A 16,207-nucleotide genomic window follows, 5' to 3' on the forward strand; every position below is an offset into this window, starting at 1 on the left:
CGCGTTCGGGACGGGAAGGTGACGGACAGGGGGTCGGGCCGTGTCCGGCCTAGCGGCTCGGGGGCGGGCCGTCGATCGGGCGGCCGGGCACGCCGGGGCGGCGCTGCCAGGGCAGCGGTCCGGCCGGTGGCCGGTAGCCGACCCCCAGGGCGTCGAGCCGCCGGTAGTGGGCCGCCATACGGCGTTCGAAGGCGGTGAAGTCCCGTTCCGCCGGGGCCGGGAGGGCGCTCCAGGCGACCTCGGCGAAGGCGGCGAGCCGGGGAAAGGCCTGGTAGTCGACGCGCGCGGGGTTCTCCATGACCTCGGTCCAGAGGTTGGCCTGGGTGCCCAGGACCCGGTGCGTCAGGGATGCGTCGAGTCCCGGTGGAACCGGCTCGAACCGATACACGTCCTCAAGGGTGCGCACATATCCGATCGGTACGGGCTCGTCCGCGCCGTCCGCCTGCCGGTGGTCCAGGTACACGTGCTGCTCGGGGCACATGACCACGTCGTGACCGGCCCGCGCGGCCGCGATCCCGCCGCCGAATCCGCGCCAGGACGCCACGGCCGCGCCCTCGGCGATCCCGCCCTCCAGGATCTCGTCCCAGCCGATCACCCGGCGGCCCCGCGCGGAAAGCCACGCCGCGAAGTGACCGACGAACCACGCCTGCAACTCGTCCTCGTCGGCCAGCCCGAGTTCCTTGATCCGGGCCTGTGCGGCGGGAGAGGCGCGCCACTGGTCCTTGAGGCATTCGTCGCCGCCGACGTGAATGAACTCCGAGGGGAAGAGTTCGAGCACTTCCTCGAACACCTCCTCGTAGAAGCGCAGGGTGTTGTCGGTGGGGGCGAGGACGTTCGGCGAGATCCCCCAGGAGTCCCAGACGGTCAGGGAGGCGGTGTCGACGACGTCGGTGTTGCCGAGTTCCGGATACGCGGTGATGGCGGCCTGCGAGTGGCCGGGCACGTCGATTTCGGGGACGACGGTGATATGCCGCTCGGCCGCGTAGGCGACGATCTCCCGGATGTCGTCCTGCGTGTAGTGGCCACCGTGCGGCTTCTCCTCCCACAGCGGTGAGGCCCGGTGGCCGAATTTCGTGCGGGCCCGCCAGGAGCCGACCTCGGTGAGCCGGGGATGGCGCTCGATGCGGATGCGCCAGCCCTGGTCGTCCGTCAGGTGGAAGTGGAAGACGTTGAGTTTGTGCGCCGCCATGAGATCCAGGTAGCGCAGGACGCCTTCCTTGGGCATGAAGTGCCGGGCCACGTCGAGCATGAGGCCGCGCCAGCGGAATCGCGGCGCGTCCTGGACGAGGCTCAGCGGCAGCCGCCAGGTACGGCCGGGCAGCGGGGCGCGCCGGAAGGCGTCCGGCCCGAGCAGCTGGCGCAGCGTCTGGGCGCCCCAGAAGAGTCCGGCGGGGCCGCCGCCCGCGAGGTGCACGCCGGCGGGCGTGACCGCGAGGCGGTAGCCCTCCGCGCCGAGTTCCTCGGTGACCGCCGGGTCGAGGGACAGCCGTACGGCGTTGTCCCGCGCGTCCGGCCGCGTCGGCAGCGGCAGTCCGCAGGCGGCTCCCAGCGTGTCGCGCAGCCAGCGGGCGGTGCGTTCCGCGCCCTCCTGCGCCACCAGCGCGGTGTCCGCGTCCAGTTCGAAGAATCCGTCCCCGTGGGAGGCCATGCTCCGGGGCTCGGGGATCACGTCCGCCATGTCAGTCCTTAACCGCTCCGCCCAGTCCGGAGACCAGCCGTCGCTGTACGAGTACGAAGAACACCAGCACCGGAATCGTCATCACCGTGGAGGCCGCCATGACCCCGCCCCAGTCCGGGTCGTCGGGCTTGAAGAACACCAGGAGCGCCATCGGCAGCGTCGACTGCGAGGTGTCGCTGATGATGAAGGACTTGGCGAAGAGGAAGTCGTTCCAGGCGGAGATGAAGGAAAACACGCTCGTGGCCACCAGGCCCGGCAGCACGAGCGGGAAAAGGATCTGCCAGAGAAAGCGCGACCGGCTCGCCCCGTCGATGTAGGCGGCCTCCTCCAGCGCCTGCGGCACCCCTTTCACGAACCCCCGCAGCATCCAGATCGCGAAGGGCAGGGAGAAGGCGATGTGCGGCAGGATCAGCGAGCCCAGCGTGTTCAGCAGACCGAAGTCCCGCAGCTGGAAGAACAAGGGGATGGCGAGGGCCTCCACGGGCACCATCTGGGCCACCAGAAACATGATCAGCAGGGTGGTCCGGAAGCGGAACCGGAATCGTGTGACGGCGGTCGCGGCGAGAAAGGCGATCAGTGCCGAGACGACGACGACCGTGCCCGCGACGACGAGACTGTTGACGAAGTAGCGGCCGAATTCCTGCTGTCCGAAGACCCGTCGGAAGGAGTCCGCGGACGGCGCGGACGTCCACGGCCGGGGCCGGTCCGACTCGATCTCGCCGGCCGGTTCGACGGCCCCCAGCACCATCCAGTACAGCGGGAACGCGACCACAGCGGCGATCACCAGCGCCGCCGCCTCGGCGGCCGTCCGCCCCGGCCTGCGCAGCGATCCGCGCACAAGATTCACGAGGATCACAGCTCCTCCCCCTGCCGGCGCAGCAGCCGCAGGTAGCCGAGGGTCACGGCGAGCAGGACCAGCAGCGTGACGACGCCGACGGCGGCGCCGAGCCCGTACTGCGAGGAGGCGAAGGCCTGCTGATAGGCGTACACGTTGAGCACCAGGTTCTGTCCCGCGATCCCGCCCCCGCCGGTCATCACGTAGATCTGCGTGAAGATCTTGAAGTCCCAGATCACCGACTGGACGGTGACGACCATGAGGATCGGCCGGAGCATCGGTGCCAGCACCGACCGCCAGATCCGCCACTGCGAGGCCCCGTCCAGCGCGGCGGCCTCCAGCACCTCGGACGGTACGGCGCGGATCCCGGCGTACACGGTGACCATGACGAACGGGAAGGAGCACCAGACCACTTCGAGCAGTACGAGCAGGAAGGCGCTGTACCGGCCGTACGTCCAGGAGTGGTCGCCGAGGCCGAACAGCCGGTTCACCGGCCCGAAGTCCGGGTCGAAGAGGAACAGCCAGACGGTCGACCCGGTGACGGCCGGCGTCGCCCAGGCTCCGAGCGCGGCCAGCATCAGCGCCGTCCGCGGCACCGCGCGCACGCGCGTGAGCAGCACGGCGAGCGCGCAGCCGACGGCGAGCGTCGACACGACGCACGCGGCGGCGAAGAGGACGGTGGCGAGCAGGACCGACCAGAACCGGTCGTCGCCGAACACCTCCGCGTAGTTGTCCAGTCCCACGAAGGCGGTGGGCTCGCCGCCGCTGACCTGGGCCTGGGTGTACCGGAAGACGGAGATCAGCCCGAGCTGGTAGACGGGGTAGAGCAGCAGGCCGCCGAGGACCACGAGAGCGGGGGCCAGATAGAGCCAGGGCACGGTCCGGCTCGCCGAAGGGTGCGCGGCTCCGCGCGACCGTCCGCGCCGGGCCGGCATGTCCACCGCCGGCGTCATCCGGCCGAGCCGAACGCCTCGTCCATCTTCGTCGCCGCCTCCTGCGAGGCGGCCTCCACGCTCTTGCGGCCGCTGATGACCTCCTGGAACATCGTCGGCAGCACCAGCGAGGAGTCGATCTGCGACCAGCCCGCCGACGCGGGCACGAACTTGGTCCCGGCCGCCAGGGTCGCCACGAACGGCTTCACGAACGGTTCCTTCGCGGCCGCCTGGTCACGGACGTCCGTGAACGTCGGCAGGAACCCCATCGCGTCGAACATCGCGGCCTGCGTCTTCTTGGCGGTCAGCTGCTCCATCAGCGCGACGGCCAGGGTGCGGTGGGCCGTGCTCTTCAGCACCCCGATGTTGTTGCCGCCCGCGAAGGCCGGCGCGACGGATCCGGCCGTGGTGCCGGGCAGCGGCACCACCGCGTACTTGCCCTTGACCGTGCCCGCCTCCACGGCCGTGTGGCTGAAGTCGCCGCCGATGGCCATGCCGGCCTTGCCGGCCGCGAACGCGGTGACCGTGTCGTTGCCGCCGAAGCCGGCGCACTTGGCGGCCGGGCAGTTGTCGTCGCCGAAGAGCGACGTGTACTCCTTGATGCCCTTGCGGGCGGCCGCGCTGTCGATCGCCGAGGTGTACGAACCGCCCCGGGCGGTGGCGAGTTCGCCGCCGCCGGCCCAGATGAAGGGCATCGCGCCGTAGGTGTAGGCGCCGCCGACGGCCAGGCCGTACAGGCCGGGTTTCGCGGCGCGGATGCGGCGGGCCGCGGAGGCGACCTCGGCCAGGGTGGCGGGAGGCTTCAGGCCGAGTTCCCCGAAGACGTCCGTGCGGTAGTACAGGGCCCGGACGCCGACGTAGAAGGGGGCGCCGTAGACCTTGCCGCCGACGGTCACCGACTGCCTGGCCGTCGGGTCGGTGTCCTTGGCCTCGGGCCACGCGCCGAAGTCGCGGGTGACGTCGAGCAGTCCGCCGTCCCGTACGTAGCCGGCGGTGTCGGTGTTGCCGTACTCCATGACGTCCGGGGCCGACTTCGGGTCGTTGAACGCCGCCTTGACCCGCTGCGCACGGGTGTCGACCGGGATGTACTCCACGTCGACCCGGGTGCCGGAGTGCGCCTTCTCGAAGCCGGCCACGACCGAGTCGACGACCTTCTGCTTGGGGTCGTTGCCGACCTCCTGGAAGAGCCACACCCGCAGGGTGCCGCTCTTGTCGTCCTTGTCGGAGGCGGAGTTGGAGGAGGTCTGCGGGGCGCAGGCCGCCAGGAACAGGGCGGCGACGAGGAATGCGGGGACGGGGAGCTTCATGGAGTGACCCTCCGGGGCGCGCTGAAGCGTACGTGTTCGGGCACTGCACACACTCCACTCGTTGCACTATGCGCAACGGCGGTTTCGCTCTGCACAACACCACGGAGGGTAGGGACAACATGAACATGCCGACAAGAGGTCTCGACCACTCTGTGACCGGCGGCCGCACTCCGTGCAACGCGCGGGTACGACAAAGGCCCCGGAGCGCGCCAAAGCGCGCCCGGGGCCTCCGAGGAACCTGAGGTGCTACTTGTCCTTGCCGCCCTCGCCGTCGCCGCTGCTGCCCATGGAGTCGTAGATCTCCTTGCACATGGGGCAGACCGGGTACTTCTTCGGGTCGCGGCCCGGCACCCACACCTTGCCGCACAGCGCCACGACGGGCGTGCCGTCGAGGGCGCTCGCCATGATCTTGTCCTTCTGGACGTAGTGGGCGAAGCGCTCGTGGTCGCCGTCGCCGTGGGACACCTGCGGCGTCGGCTCTACGAGGGTCCCCGTACCAGTCCCGCGCTCGGGCTCAAGAGTGCTCATAAGTGCCAAGGGTACTGAAGCGCCGGGACTACGGTCCGGAGAAGGTGCGCCCTCAGTTGAGGGAGGCGTCGTCGGGGTAGGTGGCGACCATCGCCAGCTCGCTGCGCTGGCGGCGCAGCACCTCGCGCCAGAGTCTCTCCGGCGCCGGCGAGGAGACGTCGCCGGGTTCCGACTCGACGACGTACCAGGCGCCCTCCCCCAGTTCGTCCTCCAGCTGGCCCGGTCCCCAGCCGGCGTAACCGGCGAAGATCCGCAGCGAACCGAGGGCCGAGGCGAGCAGTTCCGGCGGGGCCTCCAGGTCCACCAGGCCGATCGCGCCGTGCACCCGGCGCCAGCCGAGCGGGGCCCGGTCGCCGTTGCCGCCGCCCGGGATGACCGCGACGCCGAGCGCCGAGTCCAGCGACACCGGGCCGCCCTGGAAGACCACCCCCGGCTCGCCGGCGAGCGCGGCCCAGCCCTCCAGGATGTCCCGGACGTCCACCGGGGTGGGGCGGTTGAGGACGACACCGAGGGAGCCCTCCTCGTCGTGGTCGAGGAGGAGCACCACCGCGCGGTCGAAGTTCGGGTCCGCCAGGGCGGGCGTGGCCACGAGCAGCCGCCCTGTGAGCGAGGACACCTCGGTCATGCCTGACATGATCCCGCATCTTCCGCCCGCATGGGGAGCCAATGCGGGTGTGCGGGTGAATGCGGCCACGCCGGGGAGGGGCTGCCTGGTGGGGCGTCGTACGAGGGGGGCGGGGGTGGACGGGAGTGCGGCGGGAGGCGGCCCCGGCGCCCGGTGACGGGCGGTGACCCCTCGTGCCCGACGGGGAACCGTTCGTGTTGTGACACAGCTATGACGTAGCCGGGCGGCCGTTGGGCTTACGGCGGGGGGCCAATGGGCGATTACTCTGTGACTCCGGCCCTGCCCCACTCCACGGAACGCGAGATTCATGACCGTCAACGGCTCTGACGACGTACTGCTTGTCCACGGCGGCACCCCGCTGGAGGGCGAGATCCGGGTCCGCGGTGCGAAGAACCTCGTACCGAAGGCCATGGTCGCCGCGCTGCTGGGCAGTGCGCCGAGTCGGCTGCGCAACGTTCCGGACATCCGTGACGTGCGCGTCGTACGCGGCCTGCTCCAACTGCACGGGGTGACGGTCCGTCCGGGTGAGGAACCCGGCGAACTGGTGCTGGATCCGACGTACGTGGAGAGCGCCAACGTCGCCGACATCGATGCCCACGCGGGCTCCAGCCGCATCCCGATCCTGTTCTGCGGCCCGCTGCTGCACCGGCTCGGCCACGCCTTCATCCCGGGCCTGGGCGGCTGCGACATCGGCGGCAGGCCCATCGACTTCCACTTCGACGTGCTGCGGCAGTTCGGCGCGACCATCGAGAAGCGCGCGGACGGCCAGTACCTGGAGGCTCCCAAGGGGCTGCGCGGCACCAAGATCCGGCTGCCGTACCCGTCCGTCGGCGCGACCGAGCAGGTGCTGCTGACGGCCGTACTCGCCGAGGGCGTCACGGAGTTGTCCAACGCGGCCGTCGAGCCGGAGATCGAGGACCTCATCTGCGTGCTGCAGAAGATGGGCGCGATCATCGCCATGGACACCGACCGGACGATCCGCATCACCGGTGTGGACAAGCTCGGCGGCTACACCCACCGCGCCCTGTCGGACCGGCTGGAGGCCGCGTCCTGGGCGTCGGCGGCGCTGGCGACCGAGGGCAACATCTACGTCCGGGGCGCCCAGCAGCGCTCGATGATGACGTTCCTGAACACCTACCGCAAGGTGGGCGGCGCCTTCGAGATCGACGACGAGGGCATCCGCTTCTGGCACCCCGGCGGCCAGCTGAAGTCGATCGCGCTGGAGACGGACGTGCACCCCGGCTTCCAGACCGACTGGCAGCAGCCGCTGGTGGTGGCGCTGACCCAGGCGACGGGCCTGTCGATCGTGCACGAGACGGTGTACGAGTCGCGGCTCGGCTTCACCTCCGCGCTCAACCAGATGGGTGCGCACATCCAGCTCTACCGCGAGTGCCTGGGCGGCGCGGCCTGCCGCTTCGGCCAGCGCAACTTCCTGCACTCGGCGGTCGTCTCGGGCCCCACCAAGCTCCAGGGCGCCGACCTGGTCATCCCCGACCTGCGCGGCGGCTTCTCGTACCTGATCGCGGCCCTGGCCGCCCAGGGCACGTCCCGCGTGCACGGCATCGAACTCATCAACCGCGGCTACGAGAACTTCATGGAGAAGCTCGTGGAGCTGGGCGCGAAGGTGGAACTGCCGGGCAAGGCGCTCGGCTAGGAACGCGTACGACGATGGGGCGGCCCCTGGTGGAGGGGCCGCCCCATCGTCGTGTCACACGCCGTACGCCGTCGTCCCGAGGCCTACGGAAGGCAAGGTCACTTGCCCTTGGCGGATTCCTTCAGCTTCGAGCCCGCGGAGACCTTCACGCTGAAACCGGCGGGGATGTTGATCGGCTCGCCGGTCTGCGGGTTGCGCGCGGTACGAGCGGCACGGTGGGTGCGCTCGAAGGTCAGGAAGCCGGGGATGGTGACCTTCTCGTCGCCCTTGGAGACGATGTCGCCGACGACGTCGGCGAACGCGGCCAGCACGGCGTCGGCGTCCTTGCGAGTCACCTCGGCACGGTCGGCCAGCGCGGCCACCAGCTCACTGCGGTTCATGTTGTTACTCCCGTGTTCTTCTTGCCATTGAGGCGTGCCACGCGGCTGAGCCGCATGTTGGGCCGGGACGCATCCTGCCCCCACCTGCGGCGGGAACGCCAATCCGTTGCCGCCCATACCCTACGGGGGGCCCGAAGGGGTGGTTTCACGACGCGCCGATTGGATGGCGTGGCAAGTTTCACAGACGTTTACTGGGGCCGTCGGCCCCGGACCCCTGTGAAGCCGGGCGCGTCGTGTTCCGGGGGCCGGCCCGGCGGGGTCCGCCCGTGCGGTCCCCCCGTCCCTCCGGGCGGTCCCGGCGGGAGCGCCGTCAGGCGCCCTTGGCGGCCTCGCGCACCGCTCCCGCCACCGCTCCGGCGACCTTCTCGTTGAAGACGCTCGGGATGATGTAGTTCGGGTTCAGCTCGTCCTGGCTGACCACGTCCGCGAGGGCCTTCGCGGCCGCGAGCATCATCTCCGTGTTCACGGTGCGGGACTGGGCGTCCAGGAGCCCGCGGAAGACGCCCGGGAAGACCAGCACGTTGTTGATCTGGTTGGGGAAGTCGGAGCGGCCGGTGGCCACGACGGCGGCCGTCTGGCGGGCGACCGCCGGGTCCACCTCGGGGTCCGGGTTCGCGAGTGCGAACACGATCGCGTCCTCGGCCATGGCCGCCACGTCGTCGCCGTCGAGGACGTTCGGGGCCGAGACGCCGATGAAGACGTCCGCGCCGCGCACGGCCTCCTTCAGCGTGCCGGTGAGGTTCTCCGGGTTGGTGTTGTCGGCGATCCAGCGCAGCGGCGAGTCGGCCGGGGCCGCCACCAGGTCCTCGCGGGCGGAGTGCACGACACCGCGGATGTCGGCGACGACGGCGTTCTTCACACCGGCCGCCAGGAGCAGCTTGAGGATGGCCGTACCGGCCGCGCCGGCACCGGACATGACGACCCGGATGTTCTCGATCGCCTTGCCGGTGCAGCGAAGTGCGTTGGTCAGGGCGGCGAGGACGACGATCGCGGTGCCGTGCTGGTCGTCGTGGAAGACGGGGATGTCCAGGGCCTCGCGCAGGCGGGCCTCGATCTCGAAGCAGCGCGGCGCGGAGATGTCCTCCAGGTTGATGCCGGCGAAGCCCGGGGCGATCGCCTTGACGATCTCGACGATCGCGTCGGTGTCCTGGGTGTCCAGGCACAGCGGCCAGGCGTCGATGCCCGCGAACCGCTTGAAGAGGGCGGCCTTGCCCTCCATGACCGGCAGGGCGGCCTTCGGGCCGATGTTGCCGAGGCCCAGCACCGCGGAGCCGTCCGTCACGACCGCAACGGAGTTGCGCTTGATGGTGAGGCGGCGCGCGTCCTCGGGGTTCTCCGCGATCGCCATGCACACGCGGGCCACGCCCGGGGTGTAGACCATGGAGAGGTCGTCACGGTTGCGGATGGGGTGCTTGGACTGCATCTCGATCTTGCCGCCGAGGTGCATGAGGAACGTACGGTCGGAGACCTTGCCGAGGACGACGCCCTCGATGGTGCGCAGCTGCTGGACGATCTGGTCGGCGTGGGCGGTCGAGCTGGCCGCGATGGTGACGTCGATACGGAGCTTCTCGTGGCCCGACGCGGTGACGTCGAGGCCGGTCACCGAGCCTCCGGAGGACTCCACGGCGGTGGTGAGCTGCGAGACGGCGGTTCCGCTCGCGGGCACCTCCAGCCGGATGGTCATCGAGTAGGAGACGCTGGGCGCCGTTGCCATGGCCGACTTCCTTCGTTTCACCGTGTCGCGTGTAGTGCGGTCCGATCGTCGCACCTACCGTCGGGTAGGCGTTAGCCGGGCCTGGTTTCGTGCGTATTGTTCGCGCAAAAAAGAGGCCCACATCACAGGGTGATGTGGGCCTCTCTCCGTTCACGACACCGGCCCGCCATGCTCGCCTCGCGGCAAGTGGTCGCTCGTGGCGACGAAGGTTGGGCCCGGGGGCTTGGATCGAGCCGGTGTCACGACAAGGCTAACAAACAGATCCCGCACAGCCATTCCCGTCGCCGGACTTCACAGGAAAGCTCCAGCCGAACGGCCCCGTGCTCACTCCCTGAGCAGGTCCGGAACCCCTGCCGTGTCGGGCTCGTCACGTTCTCCGGAGATCACGGTCAGCTGTTGGGTCGCCCGGGTGAGGGCCACGTAGAGCACGCGCAGCCCGGCCGGGGACTCGTCGGCGATCTCCGCGGGCGACACGACGACCGTCGCGTCGTACTCCAGGCCCTTGGCCTCCAGGCTGCCGAGCGCCACCACCCGGTCGCCGAGCCCGGCGAGCCAGCGGGCGGCCTCGGCACGCCGGTCCATGGCGACGACCACGCCGACCGTGCCGTCGACCAGGCCGAGCAGGCGCTCGGCCTCCGCCCGCACGGTCTTGTCCAGCGAGTCCCGGACGACCGAGAAACGCGGTTCGATGCCGGTGGAGCGGACCGCCGTGGGCGACGTGGAGCCGGGCATGGCGAGGGCCAGCACCTTGGCGGCCAGCTCGGCGATCTCCGCCGGGTTGCGGTAGTTCACGGTGAGCTCGAAGCGGCGGCGCGGGCGGCTGCCGAGCGCCTCGTCGCGGGCCTCGGCCGCCTCGTCGGGGTCGGACCAGGAGGACTGGGCGGGGTCGCCCACGACCGTCCAGGTGGCGTGCCGGCCGCGGCGGCCCACCATCCGCCACTGCATGGGCGTGAGGTCCTGCGCCTCGTCGACGATGACGTGGGCGTACTCGACGCGCTCCTGGGCGAGCCGTTCGGCGCGCTCGCGCTGGGACTCCTCGCGCGTCGGCATCAGCTCCTCCAGGCCGGTGAGCTGGTCCAGCGGGTCCAGCTCGCGCTTCTTGCGGGGGCGGACCGGGGCGCCGAGGATGGCCTGCAGTTCGTCGAGCAGGGCGATGTCGTGCACGGAGTGGCCGTCCCGGCGCAGCGAGCGGGCGACCCTGCGGACCTCGCCGGGGTTGAGGATCCGGCGCGCCCAGCGGCCCAGGCGGCGCTCGTCGGCCATCGCGGCGAGGACGGCCGACGGGGTCAGCTCGGGCCACCAGGCGTCGAGGAACTCGATGAAGGAGTCCTCCGTGACGATGTCCTCGTCGAAGGAGGAGCGCAGTTCGGCGGCGAGTTCCGGGTCGCTGTGCCGGCCGGCCGCGCCGGAGCGGGCCCACAGGGCGTCCAGCAGGAGCTTGCGGGCGCGGGGCCGCAGCAGGTTGACGGGGGCCGTGCCGCCGAGCGCGTTGTGTCTGACGCGGTCGAGGTCCTCGGCCTCCAGTTCCAGACGGCGGCCGAAGGCGACGACCCGGAGCCGGTTCGGCGAGTCCTTCAGCTCCAGGGCGCCGCGGGCCGCCTTGCGCAGGACCCGGAGCATCCGGGAGGAGCCCTTGGCGCGGGCGGTGCCCGGCGTGTCGTACAAGGTGGCCTCGGCGCCGTCGACGAGGGAGCCGATGGCGCGGATGGCGACCTGGCCCTCCTCCCCGAGGGACGGCAGGACGCCCTCGGTGTAGGCGACCAGCAGCGGGGTCGGGGAGACGATCAGGATGCCGCCCGCGTACCGGCGGCGGTCCTGGTAGAGCAGGTAGGCGGCGCGGTGCAGCGCCACGGCGGTCTTGCCGGTGCCGGGACCGCCCTCGACGTAGGTGACGGAGGCGGCGGGGGCGCGGATGACCAGGTCCTGCTCGGCCTGGATGGAGGCGACGATGTCCCGCATGGAGTGGGTGCGGGCCTGGCCGAGGGCGGCCATCAGGGCGCCGTCGCCGATGACGGGCAGCGTGTCGCCGTCCAGGAAGGCGGTCAGCTCCGGGCGCATCAGGTCGTCCTCGACCCCGAGGACCCGGCGGCCCTTGGAGCGGATCACCCGGCGGCGTACGACACGCCCGGGATCCACCGGAGTGGACCTGTAGAACGGCGCGGCGGCCGGTGCCCGCCAGTCGATGACGAGCGGCGCGTAGTCCTGGTCGAGCACGCCGATCCGGCCGATGTGCAGGGTCTCGGCGATGTCCGCGGTGTGGTCGGCGCGGACCGCGCCCTCGGCGGGCTCCACGGCGGTGTAGGCGCCGTCCGGGCCCTTCTTGCCGTCCTTGCCGAGGAGCAGGTCGATGCGGCCGAAGAGGAAGTCCTCGAACTCGTTGTTGAGCCGGTTGAGGTGGACGCCCGCGCGGAACACCTGGGCGTCCCGCTCGGCGAGCGCGCCGGGCGTGCCCACCTGGCCGCGCTGGGCCGCGTCGTTCATGAGGAATTCCGCTTCGTGGATCTTCTCCTCGAGGCGCTGGTACACCCGGTCGAGGTGTTCCTGTTCGACGCTGATCTCACGGTCCCGAACGGAGTCCTGACCGGAGTCCTGTGCGGAGCTGTGAGAGCCGACCGCGGATGGTTGAGCCTGAGCGGCCACCGGGCCCCCTTCTGACGTGCTGGGCAGCCGTCAACCGTACGCGAAGGGGGCCCGCTGAAGCTACGCGCTGACCGAGACGAGCTTCTTGCCGTCGAACGTCATGACTTCGAAGTGGTCGATCTCGTTGGGGGTGAAGGCGGCGCCGCCGTGCACGTATAGGGGCTCCTTGGCCTTCTCCGACTTGGCGTCCGCGATGCCGTATCCCCAGGTCGGAACGGACCAGGAGGTGACCGTCTCGCGCTCGCCGTTCTTGCCCACGGCGATCAGCGAGCACTTCTTCGGGCCGGCGACGTTCTTGAGCTGGAGGACCGCGTGGGTGCCCCAGTCCTTCTTCTCCAGCGCGACGGTCGCGGTGACGTGGGTCGCCGGGTCCGTGGCCGTCTTCTTGTCGGACATCGTCTGGAAGGCCGCCTGGGCGGGTCCGGTGGCCATGTCGGCGCCGCCGCCGCCGTCCGAGCCGCTCAGCGCCACACCGGCCGCCGTGCCGCCCGCGATCAGGACGATCGAGGCCGCCAGGCCGAACAGGCTGCGCCGGGTGCGGACCTTCCGCTTGTCGGCGACCTCCACGACCAGCTTCTCGACCATCCGGGGGCTGGGCTTGGCGGACAGCGACTCGCCGATGGACGGCGTGGACCCGGAACCCGGAAGATCGGCCAGGGCCGCCAGCATGGGCTCCATTCCGGCCAGCTCGTCGAGCTGCTGGGCGCACCATTCGCACCCGGCCAGATGGGCCTCGAAAGCGGTTGCCTCGGCGTCGTCGAGAATCCCCAGCGCGTACGCGCCGACCGTCTCGTGCTCGTTGGGAACCGGAGATTCCTGCATAGCACCAGACATACCCGAACCACCTGTGCCGAACCCGCCGTGTCCCCCGTACCCACTCATCACGCCGTCACCCCCCGCTCCTCCAGTGCCAGCTTCATCGACCGCAGGGCATAGAAAACCCGTGAGCGCACGGTGCCGCTGGGTATACCCAGGGTTTCGGCCGCCTCGTTGACGGTACGCCCCTTGAAGTACGTCTCCACGAGCACCTCCCGGTGGGCCGGGGTCAGGTCGTCGAGCGCGTCGGACAGCGTCATCAGCCACAGCGCCTTGTCGATCTCGTCCTCCGCGGGGATGACCTCCAGCGGCGACGGGTCGACCTCCTGCGGCCGGGCCTGCCGGCTGCGGTGACCGTCGATGACGATGCGTCGGGCGACCGTCACCAGCCAGGGGCGTACCGATCCGGTCGCCCGGTTGAGCTGACCGGCGTTCTTCCAGGCACGGATGAGTGTCTCTTGCACGACGTCCTCGGCGCGCTGCCGGTCACCGGCGACCAGCCGAAGGACATACGCAAGGAGAGGTCCGGCGTGCTCTCGGTAGAGCGCACGCATCAGCTCCTCATCAGGCTCCGAGGGCTGGGACATGCGATGTCGGGCCCTCGATCCACGTTCATTGGCCACGGCCGCATCCTTGCGCACGCCCACCTCCGGTGTCCGGGGGTTCCCCCAGTCGGTCGCTCCCCCACCGGTACGGAAGTGACCCGCGGTGTGTTCAACAAGAGGCCACATTTTTCCGCGAGGTGACATGACGAGCGGGACATGACCCCACATTCCCACCGCGTGTTCTTTACATTTCCGACACATCGTCGAACGCCCCGGCGCTGCCCTGAGGTTGCCGCGGACAAACTGAATGTTGTCGAAATCACGTGCGGAGAGCGCCGGTGGAGATCCGGCGAATGCCGTGAATGGGACGGCGGTTGCGGAGGCCGGGCCCGGCGCGGGCGGCGGCCGGCGGGCGCGGATGCCCGATTCGTCCGGACAGGAGGTGTGCGACTCGGGCAGGAGGGAGGGGGGTCGGCGAAGAGGGCCGGGCTTCAGGCTCGGGCGAGGGCCGCCCGGCGGCGGTGGCGGGCGACGCGTTCGCGGTTGCCGCAGATCTCGCTGGAGCACCAGCGGCGTCTGCGTCCGCGGGAGGTGTCCAGGTAGACGATGGGGCAGTTGTCGCCCTCGCACTCGCGCACGGCGGCCCGCGCGACGGGGTCGGTGAGCAGTTCGACGGCGTCCCGGGCGACGGCCGCGAGCAGCGCGGCGCACTCGGGCGGCCCGGCCAACTCCCGTACCAGGGAGCCGTCCGCGCCGGGCACGGCGCACGGGGCGGGCGGCGCGGCGGCGCGGGCGAGGCCGTTGACGCCGGCGAGCGCGAGGTCGTACGACCCGGTCCTCGCGGTGCTCCGGACGCCGCGCACCAACTGGCCGACGTGACTTCTCAGTTCGCGGAACGCGACCAGCCAGCCGGTGTCGGCGTGGGCCAGCGGGGTGCCCGGCGGGACGAGGCCGGAGCCTCTGATCCAGGCCCGCAACGGTTCGAGCGCGTCGAGCCGTTCGCCGGGGTGCGTGGTCGCGAGCAGATCCAGGCAGATCCGCCCGGCGTCGAAGCGCAGCTCGTAGGGGGCCGTCTCCGTACCCAGTGCCATGTGCCCGCCACCGCCTAGGACAGGGAACCGTGTCCTCTCACAGTGCCCGGCCCGGCGGGCGGCCGGAACCCCTCGTACCCGTGTTCCGTCCCGTCTTCCGCGGGGCTCCCGTCCGACCGGCGCCGCACGGAACGCCGCACCGCCCCACGGCCTCCACCGACTTGACGCGCTTCACGGACCTCACTCGCTTCGCGGACTTCGCGGGTGTTGCGGGCGTTGCGGGCGTTGCGGGCGGAAGGTCACACGTCCGCGTACTTGGTGTCCGCCGCGGGGTCCAGGGCGAGGCGGTAGCCGCGTTTGACGACCGTCTGGATCAGCTTCGGCGTTCCCAGGGCCGTGCGCAGGCGGGCCATCGCCGTCTCCACCGCGTGTTCGTCGCGTCCCGCGCCCGGCAGGGCCCGCAGGAGTTCGGCGCGGGCCACCACCCAGCCCGGCCGGCGCGCGAGCGCCCGCAGCAGGGACATCCCGGCCGGCGGCACCGGCTTCAGGGCGCCGTCGACGAGGACCGCGTGCCCGCGGATCTCCACCCGGCGGCCGGCGACCGGCAACGCCCTTGCCCGCGAGGGCAGTTCCTGGCAGAGCAGCTGGACGAGGGGGCCGAGCCGGAAGCGTTCGGGCTGGACGGTGGCGACGCCGAGGGCCTGGAGCGGGAGCGCGGTGACCGGGCCGACGCAGGCCGGGACCACGTCGTGGTGGAGGGCGGCGAGCAGGTCGGCCTGGAGTCCGCGCGTTCCGGCGCGGGAGAGCAGGGAGGCCGCGGCGGGGGCGCTCGTGAAGGTGACCGCGTCGACCGAGCGGGAGACGACGGCGTCCAGCAGCCGGTCCACCGGTCCGAGGTCCTCCGGCGGCATCCACCGGTACACCGGCACCGGCAGCACCTCCGCGCCCGCCGCCCGCAGCGATTCCACGAAGCCGGGCAGCGGCTCCCCGTGCAACTGGACGGCGATCCGGCGGCCCTCGACGCCCTCCTCCAGGAGCCGGTCCAGTACCTCGGCCATCGACTCGGAGGAGGGCGACCACTGTTCGGTGAGTCCGGCGGCCCGGACCGCGCCCTTGACCTTGGGTCCGCGGGCCAGCAGCTCCGTCCGGCGCAGTCTCTCCAGCAGCCGCTCGCCGACGCCCCAGCCGTCCGCGGCCTCGATCCAGCCGCGGAACCCGATCGCGGTGGTGGCCACGACCACGTCCGGCGCCCGGTCGATGATCTCCTTGGTGGCGGCGAGGAGTTCCCCGTCGTCGGCGAGCGGCACGATCCGCAGGGCGGGCGCGTGCAGCACGGCGGCGCCGCGCCGCCGCAGCAGCGCCCCCAGCTCGTCGGCCCGGCGCGCGGCCGTCACCCCCACCGTGAAGCCCGCGAGCGGGCCCGGCGGTCCGGGTTCCGGCCGCTGCTGTTCCTCGTCCATGGCTGCTCTCCTAGCTGACCCGCATGCCGAACGAGCCTGTCAACGGCGCGTGACGGGCTCGG

At 71.3% G+C, this 16,207-nt stretch carries 14 protein-coding genes; 1 reads left to right on the forward strand and 13 read right to left on the reverse strand.

Going from position 1 to position 16,207, the window contains the following annotated elements; all coding sequences use genetic code 11:
- Window positions 1-49: 49 nt before the first annotated feature.
- The 6 genes from ACIQOE_RS06665 to ACIQOE_RS06690 all read right to left on the reverse strand — a co-directional run bounded on the left by ACIQOE_RS06665 (window position 50) and on the right by ACIQOE_RS06690 (window position 5,905).
- A complete protein-coding gene (locus ACIQOE_RS06665) occupies window positions 50-1,678 on the reverse strand; it encodes a beta-N-acetylhexosaminidase (RefSeq protein ID WP_351322924.1) in 1,629 nt (542 codons plus the stop codon).
- Between the two features lies 1 nt (window position 1,679).
- Entirely contained in the window at window positions 1,680-2,525 is an 846-nt protein-coding gene (locus tag ACIQOE_RS06670; protein WP_351322923.1) for a carbohydrate ABC transporter permease, read from the reverse strand.
- Window positions 2,526-2,530: 5 nt separating this feature from the next.
- A complete protein-coding gene (locus ACIQOE_RS06675) occupies window positions 2,531-3,448 on the reverse strand; it encodes a sugar ABC transporter permease (RefSeq protein ID WP_351323132.1) in 918 nt (305 codons plus the stop codon).
- 14 nt (window positions 3,449-3,462) lie between these two features.
- Window positions 3,463-4,752 (reverse strand): extracellular solute-binding protein, encoded by a 1,290-nt coding sequence (locus ACIQOE_RS06680; protein WP_365561031.1) that lies wholly within the window; start codon window positions 4,750-4,752, stop codon window positions 3,463-3,465.
- Window positions 4,753-4,998: 246 nt separating this feature from the next.
- Window positions 4,999-5,280, reverse strand: a complete 282-nt coding sequence (locus ACIQOE_RS06685; RefSeq protein WP_351322921.1) for a DUF3039 domain-containing protein — start codon at window positions 5,278-5,280, stop codon at window positions 4,999-5,001.
- Between the two features lie 52 nt (window positions 5,281-5,332).
- A complete protein-coding gene (locus tag ACIQOE_RS06690; protein ID WP_351322920.1) occupies window positions 5,333-5,905 on the reverse strand; it encodes a YqgE/AlgH family protein in 573 nt (190 codons plus the stop codon).
- Window positions 5,906-6,212: 307 nt separating this feature from the next.
- Between ACIQOE_RS06690 and murA the strand changes: the two genes are divergently transcribed.
- Complete coding sequence (gene murA / locus ACIQOE_RS06695; RefSeq protein ID WP_351322919.1) at window positions 6,213-7,559, forward strand: UDP-N-acetylglucosamine 1-carboxyvinyltransferase; 1,347 nt, start codon at window positions 6,213-6,215, stop codon at window positions 7,557-7,559.
- A gap of 98 nt (window positions 7,560-7,657) precedes the next feature.
- On the opposite strand, the gene ACIQOE_RS06700 is transcribed toward murA, so the two are convergent.
- The 7 genes from ACIQOE_RS06700 to ACIQOE_RS06730 form a co-directional block, all read right to left on the reverse strand.
- Window positions 7,658-7,939: an HU family DNA-binding protein gene (locus tag ACIQOE_RS06700; RefSeq protein ID WP_189268239.1), complete on the reverse strand. Its 282-nt coding sequence runs from the start codon at window positions 7,937-7,939 to the stop codon at window positions 7,658-7,660.
- Between the two features lie 310 nt (window positions 7,940-8,249).
- Entirely contained in the window at window positions 8,250-9,653 is a 1,404-nt protein-coding gene (locus tag ACIQOE_RS06705; protein WP_351322918.1) for an NAD-dependent malic enzyme, read from the reverse strand.
- Between the two features lie 324 nt (window positions 9,654-9,977).
- A complete protein-coding gene (locus ACIQOE_RS06710; RefSeq protein ID WP_401409977.1) occupies window positions 9,978-12,293 on the reverse strand; it encodes a HelD family protein in 2,316 nt (771 codons plus the stop codon).
- Between the two features lie 60 nt (window positions 12,294-12,353).
- Window positions 12,354-13,115: an anti-sigma factor family protein gene (locus ACIQOE_RS06715; protein ID WP_401409979.1), complete on the reverse strand. Its 762-nt coding sequence runs from the start codon at window positions 13,113-13,115 to the stop codon at window positions 12,354-12,356.
- 59 nt (window positions 13,116-13,174) lie between these two features.
- On the reverse strand, window positions 13,175-13,696 hold the full coding sequence (locus ACIQOE_RS06720) for a sigma-70 family RNA polymerase sigma factor (RefSeq protein ID WP_010039908.1): 522 nt from the start codon (window positions 13,694-13,696) through the stop codon (window positions 13,175-13,177).
- Window positions 13,697-14,145: 449 nt separating this feature from the next.
- Complete coding sequence (locus ACIQOE_RS06725; RefSeq protein WP_362644183.1) at window positions 14,146-14,745, reverse strand: ABATE domain-containing protein; 600 nt, start codon at window positions 14,743-14,745, stop codon at window positions 14,146-14,148.
- Between the two features lie 239 nt (window positions 14,746-14,984).
- Complete coding sequence (locus ACIQOE_RS06730; protein WP_365561021.1) at window positions 14,985-16,145, reverse strand: uroporphyrinogen-III synthase; 1,161 nt, start codon at window positions 16,143-16,145, stop codon at window positions 14,985-14,987.
- Between the last annotated feature and the right edge of the window lie 62 nt (window positions 16,146-16,207).

The organism is Streptomyces sp. NPDC091282, assembly GCF_044757385.1.
GTDB classification, from domain to species: domain Bacteria; phylum Actinomycetota; class Actinomycetes; order Streptomycetales; family Streptomycetaceae; genus Streptomyces; species Streptomyces gramineus.

Coding starts and splice junctions, on each gene's coding strand:
- ACIQOE_RS06675 (WP_351323132.1), bottom strand. CDS start 3,448: ATGCCGGCCCGGCGCGGACGGTCGCGCGGAGCCGCGCACCCTTCGGCG.
- ACIQOE_RS06680 (WP_365561031.1), bottom strand. CDS start 4,752: ATGAAGCTCCCCGTCCCCGCATTCCTCGTCGCCGCCCTGTTCCTGGCG.
- ACIQOE_RS06725 (WP_362644183.1), bottom strand. CDS start 14,745: ATGGCACTGGGTACGGAGACGGCCCCCTACGAGCTGCGCTTCGACGCC.
- ACIQOE_RS06685 (WP_351322921.1), bottom strand. CDS start 5,280: ATGAGCACTCTTGAGCCCGAGCGCGGGACTGGTACGGGGACCCTCGTA.
- ACIQOE_RS06690 (WP_351322920.1), bottom strand. CDS start 5,905: ATGACCGAGGTGTCCTCGCTCACAGGGCGGCTGCTCGTGGCCACGCCC.
- ACIQOE_RS06705 (WP_351322918.1), bottom strand. CDS start 9,653: ATGGCAACGGCGCCCAGCGTCTCCTACTCGATGACCATCCGGCTGGAG.
- ACIQOE_RS06665 (WP_351322924.1), bottom strand. CDS start 1,678: ATGGCGGACGTGATCCCCGAGCCCCGGAGCATGGCCTCCCACGGGGAC.
- ACIQOE_RS06730 (WP_365561021.1), bottom strand. CDS start 16,145: ATGGACGAGGAACAGCAGCGGCCGGAACCCGGACCGCCGGGCCCGCTC.
- ACIQOE_RS06720 (WP_010039908.1), bottom strand. CDS start 13,696: ATGTCCCAGCCCTCGGAGCCTGATGAGGAGCTGATGCGTGCGCTCTAC.
- murA (WP_351322919.1), top strand. CDS start 6,213: ATGACCGTCAACGGCTCTGACGACGTACTGCTTGTCCACGGCGGCACC.
- ACIQOE_RS06700 (WP_189268239.1), bottom strand. CDS start 7,939: ATGAACCGCAGTGAGCTGGTGGCCGCGCTGGCCGACCGTGCCGAGGTG.
- ACIQOE_RS06715 (WP_401409979.1), bottom strand. CDS start 13,115: ATGCAGGAATCTCCGGTTCCCAACGAGCACGAGACGGTCGGCGCGTAC.